The 25,312-nt window shown below is 54.2% G+C and carries 25 protein-coding genes; 12 read left to right on the top strand and 13 right to left on the bottom strand.

Annotation, left to right across the window (positions count from 1 at the left end):
- Positions 1-144: 144 nt before the first annotated feature.
- Positions 145-1,452 (top strand): MFS transporter, encoded by a 1,308-nt coding sequence (locus AC0VXT_RS00320; RefSeq protein WP_475547033.1) that lies wholly within the window; start codon positions 145-147, stop codon positions 1,450-1,452.
- A gap of 197 nt (positions 1,453-1,649) precedes the next feature.
- On the opposite strand, the gene AC0VXT_RS00315 is transcribed toward AC0VXT_RS00320, so the two are convergent.
- Complete coding sequence (locus AC0VXT_RS00315) at positions 1,650-1,832, bottom strand: hypothetical protein (protein ID WP_101301098.1); 183 nt, start codon at positions 1,830-1,832, stop codon at positions 1,650-1,652.
- A gap of 140 nt (positions 1,833-1,972) precedes the next feature.
- On the opposite strand from AC0VXT_RS00315, the gene AC0VXT_RS00310 reads away from it, so the two are divergent.
- Positions 1,973-2,956, top strand: coding sequence for a LysR family transcriptional regulator (locus tag AC0VXT_RS00310; protein WP_475547032.1), 984 nt, complete (start codon positions 1,973-1,975; stop codon positions 2,954-2,956).
- A 5-nt stretch (positions 2,957-2,961) separates the two neighbouring features.
- On the opposite strand, the gene AC0VXT_RS00305 is transcribed toward AC0VXT_RS00310, so the two are convergent.
- Entirely contained in the window at positions 2,962-3,519 is a 558-nt protein-coding gene (locus AC0VXT_RS00305; RefSeq protein WP_475547031.1) for a GNAT family N-acetyltransferase, read from the bottom strand.
- Positions 3,519-4,445 (bottom strand): methionyl-tRNA formyltransferase, encoded by a 927-nt coding sequence (gene fmt, locus AC0VXT_RS00300; RefSeq protein WP_475548611.1) that lies wholly within the window; start codon positions 4,443-4,445, stop codon positions 3,519-3,521. The genes AC0VXT_RS00305 and fmt overlap by 1 nt, the downstream gene beginning before the upstream one ends.
- A gap of 74 nt (positions 4,446-4,519) precedes the next feature.
- Here fmt and AC0VXT_RS00295 point away from each other — a divergent pair, with 74 nt between their 5' ends.
- On the top strand, positions 4,520-5,530 hold the full coding sequence (locus tag AC0VXT_RS00295; protein WP_475547030.1) for a methyltransferase type 12: 1,011 nt from the start codon (positions 4,520-4,522) through the stop codon (positions 5,528-5,530).
- Between the two features lie 20 nt (positions 5,531-5,550).
- Here AC0VXT_RS00295 and def read toward each other — a convergent pair whose 3' ends face one another.
- Positions 5,551-6,069 carry a peptide deformylase gene (gene def / locus AC0VXT_RS00290; protein ID WP_475547029.1) on the bottom strand — a complete coding sequence of 173 codons (519 nt, stop codon included), beginning with the start codon at positions 6,067-6,069 and terminating at the stop codon, positions 5,551-5,553.
- A gap of 200 nt (positions 6,070-6,269) precedes the next feature.
- Positions 6,270-7,775, bottom strand: a complete 1,506-nt coding sequence (locus AC0VXT_RS00285) for a DNA recombination protein RmuC (protein WP_101301102.1) — start codon at positions 7,773-7,775, stop codon at positions 6,270-6,272.
- A gap of 505 nt (positions 7,776-8,280) precedes the next feature.
- Here AC0VXT_RS00285 and acs point away from each other — a divergent pair.
- The 4 genes from acs (at position 8,281) to AC0VXT_RS00265 (ending at position 14,322) form a co-directional block, all read left to right on the top strand.
- Positions 8,281-10,224 carry an acetate--CoA ligase gene (gene acs, locus AC0VXT_RS00280; protein ID WP_475547028.1) on the top strand — a complete coding sequence of 648 codons (1,944 nt, stop codon included), beginning with the start codon at positions 8,281-8,283 and terminating at the stop codon, positions 10,222-10,224.
- 212 nt (positions 10,225-10,436) lie between these two features.
- Positions 10,437-11,519: a tartrate dehydrogenase gene (locus AC0VXT_RS00275; RefSeq protein WP_475547027.1), complete on the top strand. Its 1,083-nt coding sequence runs from the start codon at positions 10,437-10,439 to the stop codon at positions 11,517-11,519.
- Positions 11,520-11,965: 446 nt separating this feature from the next.
- On the top strand, positions 11,966-13,456 hold the full coding sequence (locus tag AC0VXT_RS00270) for a SulP family inorganic anion transporter (protein ID WP_475547026.1): 1,491 nt from the start codon (positions 11,966-11,968) through the stop codon (positions 13,454-13,456).
- Positions 13,457-13,467: 11 nt separating this feature from the next.
- Positions 13,468-14,322, top strand: coding sequence for a universal stress protein (locus AC0VXT_RS00265; protein WP_475547025.1), 855 nt, complete (start codon positions 13,468-13,470; stop codon positions 14,320-14,322).
- 102 nt (positions 14,323-14,424) lie between these two features.
- On the opposite strand, the gene AC0VXT_RS00260 is transcribed toward AC0VXT_RS00265, so the two are convergent.
- From AC0VXT_RS00260 to AC0VXT_RS00240, 5 genes are all read right to left on the bottom strand, one after another.
- Positions 14,425-15,021 (bottom strand): hypothetical protein, encoded by a 597-nt coding sequence (locus AC0VXT_RS00260; protein ID WP_475547024.1) that lies wholly within the window; start codon positions 15,019-15,021, stop codon positions 14,425-14,427.
- Positions 15,022-15,143: 122 nt separating this feature from the next.
- Positions 15,144-16,103, bottom strand: coding sequence for an Hsp33 family molecular chaperone HslO (hslO, locus tag AC0VXT_RS00255; protein WP_475547023.1), 960 nt, complete (start codon positions 16,101-16,103; stop codon positions 15,144-15,146).
- Between the two features lie 161 nt (positions 16,104-16,264).
- Entirely contained in the window at positions 16,265-17,182 is a 918-nt protein-coding gene (argF, locus tag AC0VXT_RS00250; protein ID WP_475547022.1) for an ornithine carbamoyltransferase, read from the bottom strand.
- Between the two features lie 26 nt (positions 17,183-17,208).
- Positions 17,209-18,366, bottom strand: coding sequence for an aspartate aminotransferase family protein (locus tag AC0VXT_RS00245; protein WP_412778347.1), 1,158 nt, complete (start codon positions 18,364-18,366; stop codon positions 17,209-17,211).
- A gap of 511 nt (positions 18,367-18,877) precedes the next feature.
- Positions 18,878-19,672 carry an ABC transporter permease gene (locus AC0VXT_RS00240; protein ID WP_475547021.1) on the bottom strand — a complete coding sequence of 265 codons (795 nt, stop codon included), beginning with the start codon at positions 19,670-19,672 and terminating at the stop codon, positions 18,878-18,880.
- A gap of 94 nt (positions 19,673-19,766) precedes the next feature.
- Here AC0VXT_RS00240 and AC0VXT_RS00235 point away from each other — a divergent pair, with 94 nt between their 5' ends.
- The 4 genes from AC0VXT_RS00235 to AC0VXT_RS00220 all read left to right on the top strand — a co-directional run bounded on the left by AC0VXT_RS00235 (position 19,767) and on the right by AC0VXT_RS00220 (position 22,222).
- Positions 19,767-20,483 carry a regulatory protein RecX gene (locus tag AC0VXT_RS00235; RefSeq protein ID WP_475547020.1) on the top strand — a complete coding sequence of 239 codons (717 nt, stop codon included), beginning with the start codon at positions 19,767-19,769 and terminating at the stop codon, positions 20,481-20,483.
- 68 nt (positions 20,484-20,551) lie between these two features.
- A complete protein-coding gene (gene arsC, locus AC0VXT_RS00230) occupies positions 20,552-20,887 on the top strand; it encodes an arsenate reductase (glutaredoxin) (RefSeq protein WP_475547019.1) in 336 nt (111 codons plus the stop codon).
- A 235-nt stretch (positions 20,888-21,122) separates the two neighbouring features.
- Positions 21,123-21,500, top strand: a complete 378-nt coding sequence (locus AC0VXT_RS00225; RefSeq protein ID WP_101301129.1) for a CidA/LrgA family protein — start codon at positions 21,123-21,125, stop codon at positions 21,498-21,500.
- Complete coding sequence (locus tag AC0VXT_RS00220; protein WP_475547018.1) at positions 21,500-22,222, top strand: LrgB family protein; 723 nt, start codon at positions 21,500-21,502, stop codon at positions 22,220-22,222. Before AC0VXT_RS00225 ends, AC0VXT_RS00220 begins: the two co-directional genes overlap by 1 nt.
- A gap of 8 nt (positions 22,223-22,230) precedes the next feature.
- Here the strand turns inward: AC0VXT_RS00220 and AC0VXT_RS00215 are convergent, their stop codons facing one another.
- Positions 22,231-22,719 (bottom strand): hypothetical protein, encoded by a 489-nt coding sequence (locus AC0VXT_RS00215; protein WP_475547017.1) that lies wholly within the window; start codon positions 22,717-22,719, stop codon positions 22,231-22,233.
- Positions 22,720-22,826: 107 nt separating this feature from the next.
- On the opposite strand from AC0VXT_RS00215, the gene AC0VXT_RS00210 reads away from it, so the two are divergent.
- The gene (locus AC0VXT_RS00210) at positions 22,827-23,288 is read left to right on the top strand and encodes a MarR family winged helix-turn-helix transcriptional regulator (RefSeq protein ID WP_475547016.1); all 462 of its coding nucleotides are present in this window, start codon (positions 22,827-22,829) and stop codon (positions 23,286-23,288) included.
- A gap of 90 nt (positions 23,289-23,378) precedes the next feature.
- Here the strand turns inward: AC0VXT_RS00210 and AC0VXT_RS00205 are convergent, their stop codons facing one another.
- Complete coding sequence (locus AC0VXT_RS00205; RefSeq protein ID WP_475547015.1) at positions 23,379-23,948, bottom strand: methyl-accepting chemotaxis protein; 570 nt, start codon at positions 23,946-23,948, stop codon at positions 23,379-23,381.
- Positions 23,941-25,083 carry a Cache 3/Cache 2 fusion domain-containing protein gene (locus AC0VXT_RS00200; protein ID WP_475547014.1) on the bottom strand — a complete coding sequence of 381 codons (1,143 nt, stop codon included), beginning with the start codon at positions 25,081-25,083 and terminating at the stop codon, positions 23,941-23,943. Before AC0VXT_RS00200 ends, AC0VXT_RS00205 begins: the two co-directional genes overlap by 8 nt.
- Positions 25,084-25,312 lie beyond the last annotated feature (229 nt).

The following is a 25,312-nucleotide window of genomic DNA, read 5'->3' as shown; positions in this document are numbered from 1 at the left end:
ATGCCCGCAAGCTTATCGTTTGCGGGCATTTTTCATTTACCGCCCTACAACCCCTACCCGACAGGGCAGTAGACAGGCCGTTTTTCGCGCGATAGTTTCCTCATACTATTAAACGCCACCCCCAAAACTCCTGCTAGAAACCTCATGCAATTTATCCTTTTGCTTCGCCAAGCCCCAAGGCAGCTTGCCTTTGGCGCACTGCACAGTTTCGGGTCGTCCTTTGGGCAGACCTTTCTGATTGCCCTGTTTGTGCCGTTCATTTCAGCCAGCCTTGCGTTGAATGAAACCGAATTTGCCAACATCTATGCCGGTATTACGATTGGCAGTGCGCTGTGCCTGCCGGTTGTTGGACGCTGGATTGATAAGGTCGACATCCTGTCTTACAGCTTGGCGACCATGGGGTTGCTGACGCTTGGCTGTCTGATGATTGCCACCGCCAGCAATGTCTGGTGGTTGATTGCTGCCTTGTTTGTCTTACGGCTGGCCGGACAGGGTTTGATGACCCACGTCAGCATGACCGGTATTGCGCGCTATTTTACCCGCCATCGCGGACGCGCACTTGCGATTGCCAGTTTTGGCTTTCCCCTGGCAGAGGCCATTTTACCCGCAACCTTGCTGGCAATGATCGCGCTGTTTGGCTGGCGATATACCTATGGCGCGGCCGGGGTATTTATCGTTCTGATCCTGATCCCGCTGGCCATCCTGCTGATCCGGTCCGATGCACGGTTTCGATCAGCACCAAGCAAAACCACACCCAAAACCTCCAAAGACTCGGCAACGCCGCACAAAACAGACAGCCTTACCGATACGGCGCAAACCGAACCAGACCAAACCAGTGCCGACACAGGTCATCCACGCCTGTTTCGCTCGGTCTATGTCTGGTTTTGCATGCCGATGCTGGCAACACCGCCACTGGTGATGACTGCGCTTTTTTTCCATCAGGGCGCAATTGCCAACCACAAGGGCATTGATCTTGGCTGGTTTGCAGCCGGTTTTACCGTCTTTGCCATTACATCGGTGCTAGGTGCCTTTGGCAGTGGGCCATTGATTGACAAATATTCCGCCCGTCGCCTGTTTCCTTGGCATCTGATCCCGGTGATGATCGGGGTGCTGTTGCTGTCACTGGGGACACATCCGGTGATGATTTTGATTTATATGGGGCTGGTCGGCATCACAACCGGCTTTGCAACCACCCTTCGGACCGCCATCATCCCGGAATTGGTGCCACTTGATGAAATCGGCGCAGCGCGCAGCACATTAACCGCCATCATGGTTCTGGCATCCGCGATGGGGCCGGCGATTTATGGCTGGATGTTTGCCGCCGACATATCGATTGAGGTGATGCTCGGACTGACGATTGGCGGCATGGCGATTGTTAGTGTGATGTCGTGGATTTCCGAACGACCGGGCTTTTACGTGCCACCCGGTGTTCATCCACAGGGTGCTGAATAACAGCCTCTAAAATTCAGCATCCAGACGACCGAACAAAAAAATGGCCCGGATCACAAAAGTGACCGGGCCAGTCGGGAAAACAGCGTCAAAACTTGGGAGGAAGACGCTAGATAGAAATCAGTCTCAGCTTGCGGGAGCACCTCTTGGGGAGGAAAAATCAATCGGCGCTCAACCAGCAAGGTCGTAAGTTCAGTAGATTAGGCAGCACCACCAACGGTACCGGCCGGATGTTTCGCGTCAGAAACCTGATCCGAACCTTTGAACAGGTTACGGAAGAAGGAACCGACGAACTCAGCGCGGAGCTGCTGACCTTTACGTACGCCAGCTTCGATTTCGGTGGCGGAGATGTAACGGGTGGTGATTTCTTCGTAAGTGGCCATGATGACCTCCTGATATTTCGGTGTGGGCGACAACCGTGTCGCTCTCGATGAACCCAATCTAATTTTCTTTACGGGGAAAGAGAATTACCTCAATATGCACATTACTTGTGAATGAACGTCATAAATAGGATCGTCGAGATATGGATCGCGCTGCTGAAATGGAAATCTTTGTCCATGCTGTCGAGGAGGGAAGCTTTTCGGCTGCTGCCCGGACAATGCGCCTGTCGCCGTCGGCGGTTTCAAAATACATCTCCCGGCTCGAAGACCGGCTTGGCGCCCGTCTGTTGATGCGCACCACCCGTCAGCTTAGCCTGACCGAGGAAGGCCGCGCCTTTTATGAACGCGCACGCACGATCCTGACCGAGATCGAAGAAGCCGAAGAAGTCGTCACCCAGCTTTATGCCGCCCCGCGCGGCACCTTGCGGATCAACGCATCGGTGGCCTTTACCAAAATGCAGGTCGTGCCCCTGATCCCGGAATTTCTTGCCCGTTATCCCGATGTCCGCATTGAATTGACACTCGATGATAAATTCACCGATCTGGTCAACGATGGCTATGATCTGGCGATCCGCCTGTCCGCCCTTGAAGATTCATCGCTGATTGCGCGTAAATATGCGGTCAACCGCCGCATGATCGTCGCATCGCCGGAATATCTGGAAAAGAACGGCATCCCGCGCAAACCGCAAGAGTTGGAAAACCACAACTGCCTGCATCTGTCATCACGCGAAAGCTTCAATGACTGGCATTTCGATACCCCTGATGGACATGTGTCGTTCCGCGCGCAAGGATCCTTCTCGGCCAATGACGGGGACGTTTTGCACGAAGCCGTGGTTGCCGGTCTGGGTATGGCGCGTTTGGCCGAATATCTGGTGCATGAAGATATCCGGGCCGGGCGTCTGACCCCGGTTCTGACCGAATATGTGCATGATCTGGCATGGATTTCGGCGGTGTATCCGCACAAACGCCATCTATCGCCAAAAGTCCGTGCCTTTGTTGACTTTCTGGCCGAAAAATTCACCCCGGTTCCGCCGTGGGAGCTTGGTTTCCGTGATGCCCGTGCGGTTAAAAAGAACCCCGACGGCACCCCGGACACCCGCGCCATCCAAGCCAATACCGCGCGGTAAGAACCCTATATCGCAAGAAATTTGCGGTAGGTGGCAAAATCAAGCCGGAACTGAATTTCCGACGATTGGCTAAGATCATCAAGAATGCGGTTTTGCCCGGTGCGGGCGAAGCCGCATTTTTCATAAAACCGGTGGCCTGCCTCAAACCGTGTGTCTGTCCACAGCATCACGGTTTCACATTCTGAATGCTTGTCGCCAAGCCACGTCAGCGCCTTTGCCAGCAAACTCTGGGCAACGCCCTGCCCGCGACAGGATTGATCAAGATAGACCTTGTGAAGTTCGGCTTCGCGTGTCGGCGGATCATATTTGACGCCAAAACATCCCAAAATACGTCCATCACGATCCTCAGCCACCCACATCCGACCATGTGACGCCCGAAAATCATCGGCAATGGCGTCGAGTTCAGGAAATTCGCCCGCGCGATCAAACACACAGCCGGGATATTGGGCAAACACCGAAGCAATCAGATCCGAAACACCATCCCCATCGGCATTGCGTGCCGGACGAAGAGCAAGATGTGCGATCGCACCTGCGGGTTTAGGGGCAATATCAGACCCGGTCATCAGCCCAGCACCACACCCTTGGCAAGCTTGTCATAGCCACGCAAAACCGCATCAGCATCCATCACCGCCTTGCCCGGCCGCTGAATACGGGTCGGGCGCAGCGCACCGGTTCCACATGCAATCGAAAGCTTGTCATCGACAATCTCGCCAACCGGTCCGATTTGATCGGTCACCTCAGCCGCCTGCACCTTGATCCGTTCCTTACCCAGTTCAAAATAGGCCCCCGGCCATGGGGTAAAGGCGCGGATTTTACGTTCAAGCGCGCTGGCATCGTCATTGAAATCAAGTTTTGCCTCGGCCCGTTCAAGCTTCGCGGCATAGGTCACACCCTCTTCAGGTTGCTTGACGGGGACAAGGTCACCGCTTTGCAATTTCGCCAGCGCATCGACAATCATCGTCCCGCCAAGGGTCGCCAGACCATCATGCAAACCATTGGCATAGGTTTCCGCCGTGATCGGAATTTCGCCAACCGACAGCATATCACCGGTATCAAGCCCGACATCCATCTGCATGATCGTCACCCCGGTTACCGCGTCCCCGGCCAGAATGGCGCGCTGAATCGGGGCCGCCCCACGCCAACGCGGCAAAAGCGACGCATGAATGTTCAAGCAGCCATATTTCGGCGCATCCAAGATCGCCTTTGGCAAAATAAGCCCATAGGCCGCCACCACCGCAACATCAAGATCAAGATCGGCAAAAGCCTGTTTTTCTGCGTCGGATTTCAACGATACCGGTGTGCGAACTTCAATGCCCTGTTCTTGCGCCCATGCATGAACCGGCGTTGGTGTTTCCTTTTGCCCGCGCCCTGATGGCCGGGGCGGCTGGGAATAGACGCACACAACATCATGCCCGCTTGCGACCAGATCCTTAAGCGCCACAAGGGCAAAATCCGGGGTTCCCATAAAGGCAATGCGCAGTTTGGTCATGTCATGCGTCCATTCATCGTCATATCGGTGGTATTTTTGATCGCTTGGCGGCAATTTGGCGCTATCTTGATCAAATGACAAGCCAAGCCTGCGCCAAATCCTGCAAATATGATATTGACCATATCTGGCACGCCGACTGGAGCATCTCATCGACCGGCCGATGGGTCGCCAAGGCGACACGCTGCAATGCCGGTTGGCAAATCCATGCGATTGAACCGGTCGGGATGCTCCACCAGTTTCGCCAATCACTGACCGATCACGGCAACAGCCAGTCAATCTGGCTGGGTCTTGATATGCCCATCGGGTTTGCCAATCGCTGGTATGAAGCCGCAGGTGTTGATGACTTCATCACCCTTCTTGGCCTCCTTACGACTCCCGAGTGGCAGGACTTCTTTGACGTCTGTGCGACAAAGATCGAAATCACCCACAAACGCCCGTTCTACCCGAAGTCATCAGGTGTCAAAGGCAGCGTCACACGCGACGACCTTGTTAAGCGCCTTGGCCTTTCCGAGTTCAAAGACCTCCATCGCCAATGCGAACATGCAACTGATAACCGCAATGCCGCCTGCCCGTCATTCTGGACATTGGGTGCCAATCAGGTTGGCAAGGGCATGCTGCATGGTTTGAAAAACCTGATCATTCCCGGCCATCAGGACGGCTTTAACATCTGGCCATATTCCGGTGATCTTGCCACCTGCACGAACCGCCCCGGCATCACGCTCATCGAAACCTATCCGGCAGAGGTTTATGCGTGGCTGGGCATTGGCGATGTGACCAAGTCCAACCGCGACAGTCGGGCCATGGCGGTTGCCCGTCTCATTGCAACAGCACGCGACAACGACATTGAAATCCTGCCTGCGGTGATTGACGATATCAAGGATGGCTTTGGCCCGGATCAGGGCAAGGATGATGCCTTTGACGCGCTGGTGGGTGTCATGGGGCTGATCCTGATTGCCAATGGCAAACGCCTACAAAACCTGCCCACTGATGACACCATTCAAAATCGCGAAGGCTGGATTGTCGGCCTTGATGATTCAACGCTTCAGAAACAGCCAAAAGAAAAGGGCCGGAAAACCGGCCCTTGATCCATCGCGGCACTGATTGCTCAGGCCGACTTTTTGGTCTTTTGAAGCTTCTGAACCTTTTTCAGGATCATGTTGCGTTTAAGCGCACTGAGATAATCGGTGAACAGGATGCCATCAAGGTGGTCCACCTCATGCTGGATACAGGTTGACAGCAAGCCATCAGCTTCGATTTCCTGCTCTTTACCGTTTTCGTCAAGATAACGCACACCGACTTCAATTGGGCGCTCGACATCAGCATATTGGTCCGGGATCGACAGGCAACCTTCCTGATAGATCGAAGTATCCTCGGATTCCCAGATGATTTCCGGGTTGATCAGCTTCAAGGGTTCGGGCTTGTCCTTATCGTCGGACACATCCATGACCACCACGCGCTTCATCACCCCGATTTGGGGTGCGGCCAGACCGATGCCCGGTGCGGCATACATGGTTTCAAGCATGTCGCTTAGAAGCTGTCTGATCTCATCATTCACCTCAGTGACCGGTTCGCACTCTTTCTTAAGGCGCGGGTCTGGAACAATAAGAATTTCACGCAGGGCCATTGGTCTGTAATCCGATTTCGAACTGATATCTAAAACTGATGCCCATCCGGGGCGTCATCTGATTATAGCGAATTTCGCGCTTCGAGATAAGGTTTCCGTGACCGCAAGTCAAGCAAACTGCCCCGCACGACACAGACATCAGCCATGTTCGGCTCCAGTTTTGGGGCCGGTTTGGGGCATGTGCCGATCATGTGATCATATTATTCTGTGTCGGTTTCGCCGTCCGGACCACCAATCAGCTCCATCTTGGTGATCTCGCGCACATGGGTTTCTGACGGCAAAGGCTCTTCGATCATGCGGTCGTCGGAAACGATGTGCTTTTCCTTCAATTTGCGTGCAGACACCAGTACCGAGCCTTCCAACGATCCCAATGTCTTGTTGTAATGCTTCACCGTGCTTTCAAGCGATTTACCCATCGATGAGAAATGCTTGGCAAGGGCCGCCAGACGGTCATAAAGCTGCAAGCCGATTTCACTGATATCACGCGCACTTTCCGCCAGGGCTTCCTGTCGCCAGCCGTATGACACGGCTTTCAGCAACCCAAGCAAGGTGGTCGGGGTCGCCAAAATCACCCCATCGCGGAAACTGTCTTCGATCAAGCGCGGATCGCGTTCAAGGGCGGCTGAAAAGAAGCTTTCACCGGGCAGGAACAGCACAACAAATTCCGGGCTGTCAACCGATTTCCAATAGGATTTTTTCGAAAGCTCCGAGATCACCTTACGCACGTTGGTCACATAGGTGCCCATCAAGGCTTCGCGACGATCATCGTCATATTTTTCGTCAATCGCCTCAAGATAGGCCGATGTCGGCGCCTTGGCATCAACGACGATGTTTTTCCCGCCCGGCAGGTGAATAACCATGTCGGGTTTTTGAACACCTTCGTCGGTATTGAAATGCACCTGTTCGTCAAAATCGCAATGTTTGAGCATCCCGGCCAGTTCAACAATACGCCGAAGCTGCAACTCACCCCATTTCCCCGAGACCGACGAACTTGAGCGTAGTGCGGAGCTTAACGTCTGGGTTTCCTTGGTCAGCTTGGTTTGCGATTGCACCAATGTGCCGACCTGCTCGCGCAGCTCGCCGTAAGCTTCCTTACGGTTTTTCTCAAGCTCGTTAACCTTGGTGTCAAACGCCTCAAGCCGTTCGCGGATCGGTTTGACCATGCCGTCAATTGCCTGCTGACGCTTTTCAAGGTCGCCTTTGGCCCCTTCCTGCATGCGCGAAAAGTTTTCGCGCGCCAGCTTCATGAACTCGTCGTTATTGACCTTAAGCGCATCGGACGACAGCGCCTTGAAACTATCAAGCAACTTGATTTTGGCATCTTCAAGCATCGCAAGCTTCTCTGCTGCGGCTTCGCGTTCTTTTTCTAACGCGGTTTCAAGTTCCGATCCCTTTTCGCGCCACTGATCAAGAATAGTGCGCAGTTCTTTCATCTCGGCTTCAAGGGTAGGCACCCGGTGGGCTGTGGTTTCGGCAATGGCGCGTTTTTCCGCCGCCTCGGCCAGTTTGTCGCGGGTGATCGCAAGCTCGCTTGCCAAATCACGACGTGTGGCTTCGGTTTGCTCAAGCTGCGACGAAACAAGGGCTGTGCGCGACTCTGTCTGGGCATCGGCGGCATCTTTGATGCGTTTGATCATTAATCCGCCAAATACGAGCGCCACCACAGAAGCCAAAACAGCCCCTGCGGCCAAAGATATCGGATCCATTGTCCCACCATTTCATTATCATCTGCGTTCTTTGTATCTGTTTTGTTCCGTCAAATCCACAACGCAACGTGAAAATAATCCGAAAGATCAGATGAAAATATTGTCGCACGGGCGCTGGCGAACGTCTAAAATTAGACTATATTTCAAAGACATATATGGAATATGGCTTTAGATCATTGTCCAGGGCATCCCCGCCAACACCGTTCTCATGACAGCCCCGGCAAGACATGGGCGGGACCTTTCGCAAGGCAATCTGGCGATTTCTCGGTGAAATGCCCCCCGCCTTAAGTTGTATTCCATCAAGACCCCCGGCGCACTAGCATAGGCGCCAAGCGACAGGATCAGGTTTGCCATGCCGACGGGCCGTTACGGAACGGCCAGATGTGCATAACGTTCTGACCCTGAACCGCACCGGAATATCGTATCGATGCAAGACATCTATCTGCGAGCGGGCAGGTGTCCGGTACGAACGCACAGACAACAGGAAACGAACAAGAGGCCACATATGTCTGCGAACGTTTATCCCGTCCCCGACGACATCGCAAAAAATGCCCTGATCGACAAATCCAAATACGACGCTATGTACAAGCAGTCGATTGAGGATCCGGTGGGCTTTTGGGGCGAACACGGCAAGCGCATTGACTGGATCAAACCCTACTCCACAGTCAAAAATGTCAGCTATGACGCCAACGACCTTTACATCAAATGGTATGAAGACGGCACGCTGAACGTTTCGGCCAACTGTCTTGACCGTCATCTGGAAAAACGCGGCGATCAGACCGCCATCATTTTCGAAGGCGATGACCCCAGCGTTTCCGAACATATTACCTATCGCGACCTGCATGAACGCACCTGCCGTTTCGCCAATGCGCTGAAATCGATGGGTGTGGGCAAAGGTGACCGCGTTGTCATTTATCTGCCGATGATCCCCGAAGCATCGGTTGCGATGCTGGCCTGCGCACGTATTGGCGCGATCCATTCCATCGTGTTTGGTGGCTTCTCCCCCGAAGCCCTTGCCGGTCGTGTTGAGGATTGCGGCGCGAAAGTCGTGATTACATCCGACGAAGGCCTGCGCGGCGGCCGTGCGGTTCCGCTCAAACGCAATGCCGACGAGGCGCTTTCGCATCCCGGCGTGAAATCGGTTGAAAAGCTGGTTGTGGTTAAACGCACCGGCAAGGACGTTGCATGGAACGATGCACGTGATGTTTGGTATCACGAAGCCTGTGCCGCCGCCTCACCCGATTGCCCACCGACCGAAGTTAATGCCGAGGACCCGCTGTTTGTTCTCTATACATCGGGTTCAACGGGCAAGCCGAAGGGTGTTTTGCACACCTCGGGTGGTTATCTTGTTTATGCGTCGATGACGCATGAATATGTCTTTGATTATCACGACGGCGATATTTACTGGTGCACGGCCGATGTTGGCTGGGTCACCGGCCACAGCTATATCGTTTATGGTCCGTTGGCCAACGGGGCCACGACCCTGATGTTTGAAGGTGTGCCAAGCTACCCGGATGCATCGCGTTTCTGGCAAGTCTGCGAGAAGCACAAGGTCAACATTTTCTATACCGCCCCAACCGCCATCCGGGCGCTCATGCGCGAAGGCGAAAGCTGGGTGAAAAAGGCCGACCTGTCATCGCTTCGTATCCTTGGGTCGGTCGGTGAGCCGATCAACCCCGAAGCATGGGAATGGTATTACGAGCATGTCGGCAACCGGAATTGCCCGATTGTCGATACCTGGTGGCAAACCGAAACCGGCGGCATCCTGATTTCTCCGCTTCCCGGTGCAACCGACCTTAAACCGGGGTCGGCGACCTTGCCGTTCTTTGGCATTGAGCCGGGCCTTCTTGATAACGAAGGCAACGAACTCACCGGGGCCACCGATGGCAACCTTGTGATCAAGGACAGCTGGCCGGGTCAAATGCGCACGGTCTACGGCGACCATGAACGTTTCATCCAGACCTATTTCAGCACCTTTGCCAATGCCTACACCACCGGTGATGGCGCGCGGCGCGATGATGATGGCTATTACTGGATCACTGGCCGCGTTGATGACGTGATCAACGTGTCGGGTCACCGCATGGGAACGGCAGAAGTCGAAAGCGCCCTTGTCGCCCATCCGAAAGTGGCCGAGGCCGCCGTGGTGGGTGTTCCCCACGACATTAAGGGTCAGGGCATTTATGCCTATGTGACGCTGAATGCCGACGAGGAACCGACCGAAGAACTGCGGGTCGAACTGGTGAAATGGGTCCGCAAGGAAATTGGCCCGATCGCCAGCCCCGATTATCTGCAATGGTCGCCGGGCTTGCCCAAAACCCGTTCAGGCAAAATCATGCGCCGTATCCTGCGCAAGATTGCCGCCAATGAATATGATCAGCTGGGCGATACATCCACCCTTGCCGATCCGGGTGTCGTCGATGACCTGATTGATAACCGTCAGAACCGCTAATCAAAGCGGGCTGTCGAAAATTTTCAAAAGGCCTCCGTTCTTAAGCGGGGGCCTTTTTTTTCAATTGGGTTCAGACCCTAGATCTCTGATCAGTTGCACGAAGTCTTGCTTAAGATGAATGCAACCGCCAATCTTGAGAATACTGCCCCACAATTGTCAGGGTCATTCCGATTTCCCGGCAAACCATAAAAACACGACGGAGGAAAAACATCATGACAGGTGCCACCCACAAAATCGCAGTCATCGCAGGTGACGGCATCGGAACCGAAGTCATGCCCGAAGGCATTCGCGTTCTTGAGGCCACCGCAGATGTCTTTGGCATCGATCTGACATTCGATACCTTCGAATTTGGATCATGTGACTATTATCAAAAGCACGGGCAGATGATGCCCGACGACTGGCGCGCACAGGTTGGCAATCATGATGCGATTTTCTTTGGCGCGGTCGGTTGGCCCGATACGGTGCCGGACCACATTTCGCTTTGGGGGTCGCTCATTCAGTTCCGGCGTGATTTTGACCAATATGTCAGCCTGCGCCCCGCCAAACTGATGCCCGGCGTGCCCTCCCCGCTTGCCGGGCGTAAACCGGGTGATATTGATTTCTATGTCGTGCGCGAAAACACCGAAGGCGAATATTCCTCGGTCGGGGGTAAGATGTATCCCGGCACGGACCGCGAAATCGTCATTCAGGAAACGGTGATGTCACGCACCGGGATTGATCGCATTTTGAAATATGCTTTTGAACTGGCGCAAAAACGCCCTCGCAAACATCTGACCTCGGCAACCAAATCGAACGGCATTTCAATCACCATGCCCTATTGGGATGAACGGGTGGTCGAAATGGCGAAAAACTATCCCGATGTCAGCTGGGACAAATATCATATCGATATCCTGACCGCCCAGTTCGTCATGAACCCGGACCGCTTTGACGTGGTGGTCGCATCCAACCTGTTTGGCGACATCCTGTCGGACCTTGGCCCGGCCTGCACGGGGACAATCGGCATCGCACCATCGGGCAACATCAACCCGGAACGTAAATTCCCGTCCCTGTTTGAGCCGGTACATGGGTCCGCCCCCGACATCGCGGGCAAGGGCATTGCCAACCCGATTGGCCAAATCTGGTCCGGGGCAATGATGCTTGATCATCTGGGGCATACCGATGCCCATGACGCCATCATGCGCGCCATTGAAAACATCCTGCTCGATGAGACGCTGCGTACCGCCGACCTTGGCGGATCGGCCGATACGATCACCTGTGGCAAGGCGATTGCCAAAGCCGTACGCGACAACGCATAAGCCTGCACGAATAAAAGCCTCCCCCAAAAAACCCGGCCAAAATCCGGCCTGATCCCGCCTTTTCGGGGTCAGGCCTTTTTTCTGCCACCCCATGATCGGCCCCACACAGAACCGGTTTCGGGCCTTTTGCGCCGAGCCCTTTTTACGTTTCAAAGCCCCCTTATCTCTGCCCGGTTTAATATTACCGGTTGTGCCAAATATGGAATTGCTTTAAGTAAATCGGCGCTGCAATGCGGCAAACCTTGCTTATCCTTTGACGGACACCGGGCCGATGTAAGAACTGTTTCGATAAATTCCTGCCTGCGACCGGCCTGTTTTTTTTCAGCGCCGATGTTACACGCGTGGCAGTGACGAAACAGCGTTCCGCCTACCCAAATTCCTGAATTCTATCTGCTTTTGTCCGCCAGATGGCGCGGCAATATGAAATTTCGACTGGAGACAAGTCTGTGAACACCGATTTCCTTCCGCAATTGCGGACCGAATGGTTTGGCAATATCCGTGGTGACATTCTGGCCGGGATCGTCGTGGCCCTTGCCCTGATCCCCGAAGCCATCGCCTTTTCGATCATCGCCGGGGTCGACCCGAAGGTCGGGCTTTATGCCTCTTTCTCGATTGCCGTGATTACCGCCATTGTCGGCGGCCGTCCGGGCATGATTTCGGCCGCAACGGCGGCCACCGCGGTCCTGATGATCACGCTGGTGCGTGAACACGGGCTTGAATATCTGCTGGCCGCAACGGTTCTGGCCGGTTTGCTACAGATTTTTGCCGGCATTTTCAAACTCGGCTACGTCATGCGATTTGTCTCGAAATCGGTGATGACCGGTTTTGTCAATGCGCTGGCGATCCTGATCTTCATGGCGCAATTGCCCGAACTGACCAATGTCACATGGGTGACCTATGCCATGGTCGCGGGCGGGCTTGCGATTATTTATCTGTTCCCGCGCCTTACCAAAGCCATCCCGTCCCCGCTGGTCTGTATCATTGTCCTGACCGTCATCTCGCTGTTTATCAATGCCGATCTGCGCACAGTGGGTGATATGGGTGAACTGCCTTCGACCCTGCCGATCTTCCTGATCCCCGACATTCCGCTCAACCTTGAAACCCTGATGATTATTCTCCCCTATTCGGCGGCGGTTGCGGTTGTCGGCCTTTTGGAATCCCTGATGACGGCCCAGATCGTCGATGATCTGACCGATACACCGTCCAACAAGAACCGCGAATGCATTGGTCAGGGCATCGCCAATACCGCCACCGGCTTTATCGGCGGCATGGCCGGATGTGCGATGATCGGCCAGTCGGTGATCAATGTGAAATCGGGTGGACGCGGGCGTCTGTCAACCTTTGTCGCCGGGGTTTTCCTGCTGTTCATGATTGTCGTGCTTAGCGACATTGTCAGCATCATTCCGATGGCCGCCCTTGTAGCGATCATGATCATGGTCTCCATCGGGACATTCAGCTGGTCGTCGATCAAGAACTTGCGCGAACATCCGCGCAGCTCGTCCATCGTGATGCTGGCAACAGTTGTGACCGTGGTCGGTACCCATAACCTAGCGATCGGGGTTCTGGTCGGTGTGTTGCTGTCGGGTATTTTCTTTGCCTGGAAAATTTCGCAGATTTTTCGTGTTTCAAGTACCGTTTCCGATGATGGCAGCCATCGCACCTATCTGGTCGAAGGACAGGTGTTCTTTGCCTCGGCCGATGATTTCACCGCCGCCTTTGATTTCAAGGAAGCGCTGGACAAGGTCACGATTGATGTCAGCCACGCCCATATCTGGGATATTTCAAGTGTTGCATCCCTTGACATGGTCGTGCTGAAATTCCGTCGTGAAGGGGCCGAGGTCGAATTGATCGGTCTCAATGAAGCCAGTGAAACAATCGTCGATAAACTGGCCATCCATGATAAGCCCGGCGCGCTTGAACGCCTGATGGGCCACTAGGGGGAACGATCATGACACATCTGATCGCATTGATTGACGGATCGGGTTATTCGCAAAGCGTTTGCGACCTGACACGCTGGGTTGCCGAGCGCACCAGCGCCTCGGTTGACCTGATGCATGTTCTGGGCCGGCGCGGTGTGGGTTCCGAACCTGCTGATCTGAGTGGTAATCTTAAGCTTGGTGCACGCACAGCATTGCTCAAGGAACTTTCCGATCTGGATGAGCAAAAAGCCAAGCTTGAGCTCAAACGCGGGCGACTTCTTCTTGAAGAAGCCAAATCCGGGCTTGAGGAAGGTGGCCTTAAAACCGTCGGCACCAAATTACGCCACGGCGATCTGATCGAAAGCCTTGCCGAATTTGAAGGCGATGCCGATTTGATCGTGATTGGCAAACGCGGTGAAGCCGCCGATTTTGCCAAACTGCATCTGGGATCGAACCTTGAACGGGTTGTCCGTGCCGCCCACAAACCGGTTCTGGTGGCATCGCGCGCATTCAAACCGATCGAGAAATTCCTGATCGCCTTTGATGGCGGGGAAAGTGCCATGAAGGCCGTGCGCCACATTGCCGCGGGCAAGCTGTTTACCGATTTGCCCTGCACCTTGCTGTGCGTTGGCAAATCAACCGACAGCCTGCAGACAAAACTTGATGAGGCCGCTGAAATCCTGCGCACCGCAGGCTATAGCGTCAACGCCGAGTTCGCCGCAGGCGAACCCGAAGACGTGATCAAGGACCGGATCGAAGCCGATAACATCGACCTTCTGGTCATGGGCGCCTATGGCCATTCGCGCATCCGCAATCTGATCATCGGCAGCACCACCACCGAAATGGTCCGGTCCTGCCATGTCCCGGTGATGATGTTCCGCTAAGTCGGGCAAAACGCAATCATCAGACAAATAAAAAGCCCGGCAGATCACCTGCCGGGCTTTTGTCATACATAACGGATTTCGCGTCTTAGGCTCAGGACCTATTCAGCGGACCAGAAAACGTCCAAGATTGGCGTTGATCTGACGTTCAAGTTCGCGGTCCAGATCCATCAGCAAGGTCGCTGTTTCGTCGTAAATTGCCTTTTCACGCTCGGCGACCGACATTGATTCTGAAAGTGTGTGCGACCGTGCGGCCATGGCCTGCACTTCGCCCTTCTGAACACCATTGGCATCGAGAAGTTCAAGCTTGGCGGCAACCTTAAGCTCGATATTTTCTGACTGATCATCGGTAAAGGCACCTTTGATGCCCTTGGTCGTTTTAAGCGCGTTTGACGTGATCGATGCCTCGGTCACGGAATAGCGCAGCATGTCGCTGGTACCGGCCGTCTGGATACGGTCATCGGGCCAGTTCATTGCCATTTTGCCAAGGCTGAAGGGCAGGCTGCTGACCATGGAACCATTCACTTTTGAATCCCACGCAGCAACTTTTTCAACCGGCCCGGCGGCAAACACAATCGGTTGAAGATGACGCCAGGTGACATCGGGGTAATTTGCCACCGGCGTGCTGGTGCAGGCCGCCAGCAGCGCAACCATGACACCGGCAATGCTTGCGCGCATGCCATTGATGGACAATACCTTCATGAAATCAAACTCCCTCGTCATTCAAAACTCATACAAAAACGTCACCATGGATTTGGTTTTCCATGGTGACGTTGCGTGATGATTAAGGCAAGCCTGTGACAGGCTAATGCGCTGTAATCTTTTTATGAACTTTGCGCGTCATCGGCCTTAAAAGCCCGAATGTCTGCTTCGTTAAAGCCATAGCGCGTGTTGCAGAACTGGCACGACACCGCAACTTCACCGGTGTCACTTTCGCGCATCGACAGCAATTCGTCGAGCGGATAGGTCACAAGCGCGCCTTCGATCTTTTCGCGCGAACAGCGGCATTTGAACCGCAATTCCGCCTGTTCGAACACACGGGGTTCCTCATCATGGAACAGGCGCCAGATCAAATCATGTGCCGACAGTGAGATATCGACAAGTTCGGTTTCCGTCGCACTGGTCATCAGGATTTTTGATCTGTTCCAGTCCTCGGCAACCTTTTCGCCTTCTTCCGGGGTGGCGGCATCGCCAGATGCACTGACCGGCAAGCGTTGCAGGAACAATCCACCAACCCACCAGTCGGCATCAATCTCACCCTGATGAACTTCAAGTTTAAAGGCGGTTTCAAGCTGCTCGGACTGACGGAAATAGGCCTCTGCACATTCCGAAAGGGTAGCCCCCTCAAGCGACACAATACCCTGATAACGTTCATGCTCATCGCCCTGATCGACCGTAAAGGCAATATGCCCGTTGCCCATCAGTTTAAGAACCTGCCCGCGAAGCGCTTCTTCCCCGCCCTCTTCAGCGGCGATCAGGGTATTGAGTCGGTCTTCATCAACCCGAAGACACGCCCGTACATTGCCGTCACTGTCAACATCGACAACCAGCATGCTGATCGGCCCGTCCGACGATGTCTGAAGGGTAAACAGCCCGTCATATTTCAACGACGACGACAACAACACCGCAAGGCCAATCATCTCACCCAAAAGGTGGTTGGCAAGCGCAGGATAACTATGCTGACCAATGATGGTCTGCACCAATGGGCCAAGGCGCGTAAAGCGGCCACGGATGTTGGAATGATCCAGCGTGAAGGGCTGGCAAAAATCGACAGCGATCTGCATGTTCGGCTTCCGATGTTGTGCGTGTCTGGGCCGTATATCAAGTTCGACCCGTCATTGTCGAGACGCTTTGATCAAACGCCCGCTTACATAACTCAGCATGGCAAAAGGGGCAGTCAAAACTGCCCCTCGCGAATTCGTAATGCCTTATTTAGGTTGCCTACTCACGATGGCAAGCCGTTAAAGCAGTATAGCAGAACCCCTTTCTGCGCATGCAGACGGTTTTCGGCTTCGTCAAACACCACCGATTGCGGCCCGTCAATCACCTCGTCGGTGACTTCTTCGTTACGGTGTGCTGGCAGGCAATGCATGAAAATCGCATCATCCTTGGCCTGCGCCATGGTTTTGGCGTTGATCTGATAGGGGGCCAATGCTTCCATGCGGGCATCGTAATCTTCGTCCCCCATCGAAACCCAGCAATCGGTGACAACAACATCCGCCTCGGCCAGCGCACTATCAAGGTCGGTCATCCGCACCTTGCCGCCATCGGCATTGGCGGTCTCAATCATCCCCTGATTGGGGCGATAGCCCGCCGGGCAGGCCATATCCATTGAAAAGCCGAATTTCGACGAGGCATGGATAAAGGATGCCGACACGTTATTGCCATCCCCGACCCAGGCAAATTTAAGCCCGTCAAGACGGCCTTTATGTTCCTTGATCGTCATCAGGTCGGCCATGATCTGACACGGGTGGCTTTGATCGGTCAGGCCATTGATCACCGGCACCGTGGCGTATTTCGCCATTTCCAAAAGCTTGGATTCATCGGTGGTACGGATCATGATCGCATCGACAAAACGCGACAAAACGCGCGCCGTATCGGCAATGGTTTCGCCCCGGCCAAGCTGGCTGCTGTCGGCATCAAGTACGACAACATCACCGCCAAGCTGACGCATACCAACTTCAAATGACACGCGTGTACGGGTCGATGGCTTTTCAAAAATAAGGGCCAGGGTCTTACCCGCAAGCGGCTTGTCCCCAAACGGGGCTTTACCCGCTTTTTCGGAATCCCCAAGGGTCAGAATATCGTTCAGCGTGCCCGACGGCAGCACATCGATATCGAGAAAATGGCGAATATCAGTCATAAATCAATCTTCCTTACTGCGCGCCATTACGACGCGAGAGCGGCCGCGCACGCATCAATTGCGGTCAGCGCCTCGTCAACATGGGTTTTGGTGATGTTAAGCGGCGGTATAAGTCGCACCACATTGTCGCCTGCCGGAACCGTCAAAAGGTTCAACTCACGCAGTTTGGCAACAACATCACCGTTGTTTGGCACCGTTTTCATGCCCAAAAGAAGGCCCCTGCCGCGTACTTCATCGATAAAGCCCGGATGCTTGCGCGCAATCGCATCAAGCCCATCACGGATCAAGCCGCTCATCTCAAGCACATGGTCCAGAAAACCGGGTTTCAGAACTTCATCAAGCACCGCATTGGCCGCCGCCGTTGCCAGTTGATTGCCGCCAAAGGTCGTCCCGTGCATGCCCGGCGAAAAGGCCGCTGCGGCCTTTTCATTGGCCAAAAGGGCACCGATCGGGAATCCACCGCCAAGACCCTTGGCAGAAGACACAATATCGGGCTGCATGTCCGACCATTCATAGCAAAACAGCTTGCCTGTCCGGCCAATACCAGTCTGAACTTCGTCAAACATCACAAGCAGGCCAAACTCGTCGGCCGCCTTGCGCACCCCTTCAAGATATCCATCAGGCGCCTTGCAAATCCCGCCTTCACCCTGAATGGGCTCAAGCAAAATACCGCCGGTGTTTTCGGTAATGCCATTGCGCAATTCATTGAGATTGCCAAAGGCCACCCGGTCAAAGCCATCAGGCATCGGGCCAAAGCCCTCACGGTACTTTTCGCTATAGCCCGCGGTCAGCGTGCCCAAGGTTCGGCCATGAAACGCATTGGTCGCGACCAATATGCGGTTCTTTTGCGCATGGCCCGACACATGCTGATAGCGGCGCAGCATCTTGATGCCCGCCTCGTTGGCTTCGGCACCGGAGTTACAGAAGAAAACCGTATCGGCAAAACTGTTGGCAATCAGTCGTTCGGCCAGTTTCTGCTGACCGGGCATCTGATACAGGTTCGATGTATGCCAAAGTTTGCCAACCTGTTCGGTCAGTTCCTTAACAAGATGCGGGTGCGAATGGCCAAGGGTATTGACCGCAATACCCGACCCGAAATCGAGGAATCGTCGGCCGTCCTGCGCAAAGAGATAAGGTCCAACACCTTTCTCAAAGGCCAGATCGGCCCGCGCGTAGGTCGGCATGACGGGAGTAATCACTTTTTCATTCCTCGAATTAGGGTAGAAATTACATTCCTGACCAAGACCATATTGCATTAATTCTGATCCACTTTGCCGGAGACATCCTTCTGTCCGGCAAGGAAAAGTCCGCAGAGCGTAGCGGCGCTACGGCCAAGGACTTTGACGCTGCGGGGCGGAAGGATATCCCGGCCCGAAGGGTTTGCTTTTGACGGCCTTTTGCGGCGTTACATCGCTTGACCGATGCGCCGCATCGCTCTTGCGCGCTGTGCCTTGCCAAAGGGCACGTCAAAAGCAAACAAAGTGCAGCAGAATTAATGCAATATGGTCTGTGGTCAGCTCCGGCAGAATACCGCGAAGCCGGGGAGTATCAAGAGATTCCTGATGTCTGTCAACGCCGCAAAACCCCGTAGACCGCACAGCACAAACTGGCCGCCACAATGAAAAAGGGCAGCATCCACGATGTGATGCTGCCCGATTGATTGGTTTTTACGCCAGACCGCGCTGTTTGGCGTGGTTACGCCTTAAGCTTATACCCGCTTTTGATCATGCGATAGCACAGCAACCACAGCAACGCGTTGACCGCTGCCAAAACAAACACGCCGGTCATGATGGTGCCGTCCGAAATGCCGGTAAAGCCATAGCGGAACCCGTCAATCATGTAAAAGAACGGGTTGAAATGCACCAGAATCTGACCCGCTTCGGGCAGGCTGTCCGCACTGTAAAAGGTGCCTGACAGGAACGACAGCGGAGTGACGACAAAGTTGGTGACCACGGCGATATGGTCGAACTTCTCAGCCCAGACGCCGCCCGCAATCCCAAGAAGGGCCAGCATCAAGGACGCAGAAATCCCGAAATACAGGATCGCCCAGATGTTGTGGATACGGATATCGACAAAGAACGCCATGACAATGGCGGTAACAGCACCCACCATTACACCACGGGTCACCGCACCAAAGGCAAACCCGGCAACCATTTCACCGGCTGACAATGGTGGCATCAAAACATCGACAATATTGCCCTGAACTTTCGCAATCGTCAGCGAACTTGATGAATTGGCAAAGGCGTTTTGGGCCATGGTCATCATGACAAGACCAGGGGCGAGGAAGGTGGCGAAGGCAATGCCATTTACTGTCTCAACCGCCCGGCCAAGCGCCAGCAGGAACACAGCAAGAAACAGAAGACTGGTCACAACCGGCGCGCCAATGGTTTGCAGATGCACATTGAGGAAGCGTCGAACTTCCTTGGCATACAGCGTCCAAAGACCAAGCCAATTGACCGCGCCCATCTGACGTGGGGCTAGTTCACTCATAGAATTTCCTTCGGAAAAATGCAGACAATTGCCGGTAAAATAGGGAGAGTAGGGTACTTGTTGCAAGGGTGCGTATTCATTCATGATGGCGAACATGACACAAAAACAGCGCCAAGGCCCGGAAACCCTGGAGTCTGATGGCGAAAACAAGCCGGTCGGAAATGCCCGTTTTTCGACTTCAAACCGGAAAGACACCCAAAACGCCAAGGACAAGCCGCGCGAAGCCAACCGCCCGCGCCGTGTCACGCGTGACTATCTGATGAATTATGCGACCTGGTATCTTGAACGGTTTGCCGCCTCACGTGCCCGGCTTGAAAAACTGATGCGTGGTAAAATACGTCTGTCGGCGGCGGAATATGGCACCGATCCCGAAGAAGCCGAAAACTGGATGAAGTCGGTTCTAAGCACGTGCGAAAAAGCCGGTTTTATCAATGATGATGCCTATGCCAAGGGACGGGCAAGATCGCTTTTTCGCAAGGGCAAAGCCATGCGGGTTATTGCCGCTGACTTGTCATCACGCGGGATCGCATCCGATCAGATTGATACCGCACTCAAGGACCTTAAGGCCGAGGCCGAACAAGCCGCCTATGACGAGGTCCGCGGCACCGATCCCAACATTGCCGCCGCCGCTGCCTATGCCCGTCGTCGGCGTCTTGGCCCATGGCGACGCCCTGATATCCGCGATGAAAAACGTGAAAAGGATATGGCTGCCCTCGCCCGTCAAGGGTTTGGCTATGACACCGCCACCCGCATCATCAACAGCGACCTTGATGAACTGAATGATCTGTTGTCGATGATTGACGGCATTTGATCGCCGGATCAAAGGCGGTTATCACTAATCCATCCTTTTGCATCCCTGTTGATACGGAGACCCCAGACATGATGGTCCGCATCTATCACAATCCGCGCTGTTCCAAATCGCGTCAGACAGTGGCCCTGATCGAAGAAAAAGGCATCACACCCGATGTCATTCTTTATCTCGATACACCGCCGTCCCCGCAAGAAATGTCGGAACTGATTGAGATGCTCGGCATGCAGCCCGAAGACATCCTGCGCAAAAAAGAAGCCCGCGAAGAAGGCATTGCCGATCTGCGTGGCGATGATCTGATCGAAGCCCTATGCGCCCATCCGCGCGCCCTCGAACGCCCGATTGTGGTCAATGGCCACAAGGCCGTTCTGGGACGTCCGCCTGAAAACGTGCTCGATATTCTGTAATCGGCGACAGGCTGCATAGGGTGATTCCGGCCACCGAACGATGGGTTCGCCCCTGCGCGGAAACGTCGGTGGCATAAAACCGTCCATCTTTTTCGGGAAACACCCGTAACATCAAACGCCTGTGCCCATTCGGCACGGGCGTTTTTCGTTATTAGTAAAAGTCTAATACCCCGAATGCCATTATGTCATAGGCTCAGAAACGCATGAACGAACTGCACCTATCGGGAGGCCATTGATGATTGCCGCATTCGCCCTGATCCTTGTTTGCCAATTGTTTGGCGAAGTCATATCGGAACTGTTTGACCTGCCGGTACCCGGACCTGTGATCGGTCTGGTTTTATTGTTCTTTGGCTTGCTGATCAGTCGCAAACCGCCAAAGGTCCTGACCGATGCGGCAGATAACCTTCTGATCCATTTCTCATTGCTGTTTGTCCCCGCCGGTGTCGGCGTTGTCACCCAGATTGATCGCCTTAAGGGCGATTGGCTACCGATTGCGGCGGCTTTGATTGTCTCGACCTTGCTCGCCATCGTGCTGACCGCGATGCTGATGTCAAAGCTTCTGCCCAAACAAACCGATGTATCCACCCCCGATAGCGCAAAGGATGCATCGTAATGGAAACCGATATCACACAGCTTTGGGTTTATCTGTTGACCAAGCCGCTGACGGGACTTACCATCACGCTTGTCGCCTATTCCATCGGGTTCTGGCTGTATCAGAAAAGCAACCGCAACCCGATGTGCAATCCGGTCGTGATCGCCATTGCCCTGATCGCGTTTCTTCTCAAGATCACAGACACGCCCTATGCCACCTATTTCGAAGGCGCACAGTTTGTGCACTTCCTGCTTGGCCCGGCCACCGTTGCCTTGGCCGTGCCGCTGTTTCGTCAGACCGAAACGCTTAAACGCGCCATGCCGGTGATTGTCTTTGGCGTTTTATTCGGATCGTTGGTTGCCAGTGCCAGCACGGTTCTTCTGGCGTGGGCTTTGGGCGCAAGCCCGGAAACACTGGCGTCACTGGCCCCAAAATCGGTGACCACCCCGGTTGCCATGGGCATTGCCGAAAACATTGGTGGCGTTCCCGCCCTGACGGCGGTCTGCGTCATTGCCACGGGTATTGTCGGGGCAACCCTTGGACCGATGGTGATGAATATGGCGCGATTGAAAGACTGGCGGGCACGGGGCTTTGCCATGGGCGTCGCATCGCACGGGATTGGGACCGCACGCGCCTTTCAGGTCAATGAAACGGCGGGGGCTTTTTCCGGATTGGCGATGGGGTTAAACACCATGGCAACCGCCATCACCATTCCGTTTTTGTGGCACTGGATATTCGGGTAAGACAAATATCATCGGGCCAGAGGAGCACGGTACCGGGTATCACGCCCGGCAAGGCGACGCATGCGCAGCCCATCACAAATGTTTAACCCGATCAGAACAAGATTGACCCCACCGGCAATCAATTCAACCGCCTGAAGCGGGACAAACAGGCCGTCCAGGTCACCGCGATTGGCAAGGATCGCCAAAGATACGGCACTTGGGACAAGGATGAGCAGGCCATTGGCCGCAATGAATTTCATCCTGCGCAGTTTGAGTGCCAAAACACCGGAAATATGCCCGCGCGCCAAACGAAAACCTGACGCACCGGTCGCAGCCAGTGTGGGAACAAGCAGCAGTACCCCCCACGCAACTGCCGTTTTAACAGCAACGATTTGAACATGTGATCCACCAAGTTCGACAAGCACTGTTGCCAGCCAGAACGTAGCAATCAAAAGGAACGCCGCCCCACCGGCAATACGGTGAAGGGTGCGCAATAGAGTGTTTGTTGATATGGACATCGTCATCTCTTTTTGAACAAGGATTGCGATGTGGCGCCACACGTATTTAAATAGCATGCTATATATTACATAGCAAGCTATGTATCCAAATGCACACAGGAGCCTCCATGCCGCTGAAACGAACCCAGTCTGCGGGGTATATGACCAATTGGGCTGCACGCCTGTTTGCGCGTGCCATTGACCAGAAACTCAAACCCATGGGCATGAGCAGTGGATACCTGCCGGTTTTCTTTGCGCTGGCGAATGGCACGGCACGCACGCAAAAGCAGTTGGCCCTTGGTGCTGGCATTGAACAGCCTACCATGGCCGCGACGCTCAATCGCATGGAACGCGATGGATGGATCGAGCGGGAAAAAGACGGCGAAGATCGCCGCATTACCCACATCCGGTTGAGTGCTGCGGCCCGTGACAAGGCACAAGACATTCAGGCCATCGTCAATCAGGTCAACGAAACTGCCCTGTCAGGCTTAAACAGTCTGGAACAACGCGTTTTGCTGGATGCGCTGGGCAAGGTCACCATGGCCCTGACCCGCACAGAAGAAAACCAGAAACACCCTGCACCGAAATAACATGCCGACTTACCCATCAGTGTGGCGGGATGCCCCGTTGCGATGCGGGCGGTAGCATCGGGTGAGCCGAAGCTCACCCGAACGTTTTAATTAACCTGCACGCAACTGCGACAGAAACTCTGAAACAGTATCCTGCAGGGTATCGATCTGCTTGGCCAGGTCACCAACAGTCGCATCGAGTTCGCCCGCCGCAGCGCCGCTGCTGCTGGCGGCTTTATGGATTTCGTCGATGTTGGCAACCACTTCGTTCGATCCTGAAGAGGCGCTTGTTGCACTGTTGGCGATTTCGTTGACGGCCGAGTTTTGCTCGGACACGGCTGACGCAATGCCGTTGGCAATTTCGCTGATCGACGAGATTGTCTGGGTTACCTTCTCGATGGCTTCCACCGTGACCTTGGTTTCATCCTGAATAGCACCGATCTGCTGGGCGATTTCGTCGGTGGCCTTCGCCGTCTGGTTGGCAAGGTTTTTGACCTCTTGGGCCACCACGGCGAAACCTTTGCCCGCTTCGCCTGCGCGCGCGGCTTCAATCGTCGCATTCAGGGCCAAAAGGTTGGTCTGCGATGCGATATCGTTAATCAGGCTGACAACCTGACCAATGCGTTCGGCCGCCTCGGCAAGTCCACCAACCATTTCATTGGCCCGCGATGCCTCACCCACCGCAGCCTCGGCGATAGAAGTCGAACTCGTGGACCTGACCGCCAATCTGGCTGATTGATGCCGACAGTTCTTCGGTTGCCGAGGCAACCGTTTGAACGTTTCGGGCCGAATCATTGGCTGCTTCTGAAACCTTCTGGCTTTGATTAACCGAATGATTTGCAGAATCACGCATCGAGTTGGTTGATTTCAACATACCACCGGTCGCCGCACGAACAGATGTGACGATCTGACCAATAGACTGCTCCAGTTCAACCGCCAATTTATTGCGCTGATCAATCGCTGCCTGTTTGGACCGTTTTTCTGCAACAACACGGGCTTCTTCGGCTTCGTCGATTTTGGCCGCCGTTTCGCGCCAGCGCACCAACCCGTTGGCAATCAATCCAATCTCGTCCTTGCGCTCGGTAAAGGATACCTCTTCGCTGAAATCGCGCTCAACGAAACGCGAAATCGTCTGACTAAGCACCCGGAGCGGGCCAAGCTGCCAACGCAGCAACAAAATCAGAAGGAAGGCCGAGACAACGGCAATGATCACACCAACAATGGCGATACGCGCTTCGATCTCACCAGCAACAGCAGCGACTTCTGCCTTTTTAATACCAACATACAAAATGCCCAAAACATCGCCAGCCGGCGTCATGATCGGACTGTATTGCGTAACATATTCCGTACCAAGAATAAGCGCTTCACCGCGGAACGTGTTGCCCGACATGATCGGCGCATAAGCCGCACTGCCTTTGCCAAGCATTGTCCCGACCGCACGTGTACCATTGGGCTTGATGATGTTGGTTGAAACACGGATAAAATCTTCTTCCGCCGGGACATAGGCAAACACGGTTGCCGTTTGACCGGTGGCCGTGCCAATACGGTCAATCAGGGCGTGGGAAGATAAATCAGGGATTTCCGGCATCACCAGTTTGGATGTTTCGCCATCCTTGGTGATCACCATGTTAAAGTCGGGGTTGGCATCCTGTAGCAACAATGCTGCAACACGAAGATTGAGTTTCTGAGACGCAAGACTATCGCTGGCAACTTGTTGATCAACACGCTGCATGATCAACGCACCAAGCAATATAACACCCCCGATAAGGATGGCGACAGCAGCCAAGGCAACTTTTAAAATCAGACTCTTAGACATGATCACTCTCTGATTCACTAGAGCTACCGAGAAAAAGATCAGGCAGCCGTGTGGATTAAGGTACATTTCCTATGGGTCTTGGTGCCCGAATTAGATCCTTTATAATGTATATAATACTACAAGCACTCCATTCGTATAGTATTTTGTGACCTGTCATTGAACTAGGTCTTTGGTTTCGAAACCATTAAGCTCAAATTTCCATGATCCCTTGTAAGCAACAACAAGCCTG

Source organism: Thalassospira sp. Z349TD_5 (assembly GCF_056173045.1).
Note: the sequence above shows the minus strand (reverse complement) of the source record. Positions and strands in the feature narration are given on the sequence as shown.

Bases quoted from the DNA above. Each gene is read 5' to 3' on its own strand.
- AC0VXT_RS00320 (WP_475547033.1), top strand. From the start codon at position 145: ATGCAATTTATCCTTTTGCTTCGCCAAGCCCCAAGGCAGCTTGCCTTT.
- AC0VXT_RS00315 (WP_101301098.1), bottom strand. From the start codon at position 1,832: ATGGCCACTTACGAAGAAATCACCACCCGTTACATCTCCGCCACCGAA.
- AC0VXT_RS00310 (WP_475547032.1), top strand. From the start codon at position 1,973: ATGGATCGCGCTGCTGAAATGGAAATCTTTGTCCATGCTGTCGAGGAG.
- AC0VXT_RS00305 (WP_475547031.1), bottom strand. From the start codon at position 3,519: ATGACCGGGTCTGATATTGCCCCTAAACCCGCAGGTGCGATCGCACAT.
- fmt (WP_475548611.1), bottom strand. From the start codon at position 4,445: ATGACCAAACTGCGCATTGCCTTTATGGGAACCCCGGATTTTGCCCTT.
- AC0VXT_RS00295 (WP_475547030.1), top strand. From the start codon at position 4,520: ATGACAAGCCAAGCCTGCGCCAAATCCTGCAAATATGATATTGACCAT.
- def (WP_475547029.1), bottom strand. From the start codon at position 6,069: ATGGCCCTGCGTGAAATTCTTATTGTTCCAGACCCGCGCCTTAAGAAA.
- AC0VXT_RS00285 (WP_101301102.1), bottom strand. From the start codon at position 7,775: ATGGATCCGATATCTTTGGCCGCAGGGGCTGTTTTGGCTTCTGTGGTG.
- acs (WP_475547028.1), top strand. From the start codon at position 8,281: ATGTCTGCGAACGTTTATCCCGTCCCCGACGACATCGCAAAAAATGCC.
- AC0VXT_RS00275 (WP_475547027.1), top strand. From the start codon at position 10,437: ATGACAGGTGCCACCCACAAAATCGCAGTCATCGCAGGTGACGGCATC.
- AC0VXT_RS00265 (WP_475547025.1), top strand. From the start codon at position 13,468: ATGACACATCTGATCGCATTGATTGACGGATCGGGTTATTCGCAAAGC.
- AC0VXT_RS00260 (WP_475547024.1), bottom strand. From the start codon at position 15,021: ATGAAGGTATTGTCCATCAATGGCATGCGCGCAAGCATTGCCGGTGTC.
- hslO (WP_475547023.1), bottom strand. From the start codon at position 16,103: ATGCAGATCGCTGTCGATTTTTGCCAGCCCTTCACGCTGGATCATTCC.
- argF (WP_475547022.1), bottom strand. From the start codon at position 17,182: ATGACTGATATTCGCCATTTTCTCGATATCGATGTGCTGCCGTCGGGC.
- AC0VXT_RS00245 (WP_412778347.1), bottom strand. From the start codon at position 18,366: ATGCCGACCTACGCGCGGGCCGATCTGGCCTTTGAGAAAGGTGTTGGA.
- AC0VXT_RS00240 (WP_475547021.1), bottom strand. From the start codon at position 19,672: ATGAGTGAACTAGCCCCACGTCAGATGGGCGCGGTCAATTGGCTTGGT.
- AC0VXT_RS00235 (WP_475547020.1), top strand. From the start codon at position 19,767: ATGACACAAAAACAGCGCCAAGGCCCGGAAACCCTGGAGTCTGATGGC.
- arsC (WP_475547019.1), top strand. From the start codon at position 20,552: ATGATGGTCCGCATCTATCACAATCCGCGCTGTTCCAAATCGCGTCAG.
- AC0VXT_RS00225 (WP_101301129.1), top strand. From the start codon at position 21,123: ATGATTGCCGCATTCGCCCTGATCCTTGTTTGCCAATTGTTTGGCGAA.
- AC0VXT_RS00220 (WP_475547018.1), top strand. From the start codon at position 21,500: ATGGAAACCGATATCACACAGCTTTGGGTTTATCTGTTGACCAAGCCG.
- AC0VXT_RS00215 (WP_475547017.1), bottom strand. From the start codon at position 22,719: ATGTCCATATCAACAAACACTCTATTGCGCACCCTTCACCGTATTGCC.
- AC0VXT_RS00210 (WP_475547016.1), top strand. From the start codon at position 22,827: ATGCCGCTGAAACGAACCCAGTCTGCGGGGTATATGACCAATTGGGCT.
- AC0VXT_RS00200 (WP_475547014.1), bottom strand. From the start codon at position 25,083: ATGTCTAAGAGTCTGATTTTAAAAGTTGCCTTGGCTGCTGTCGCCATC.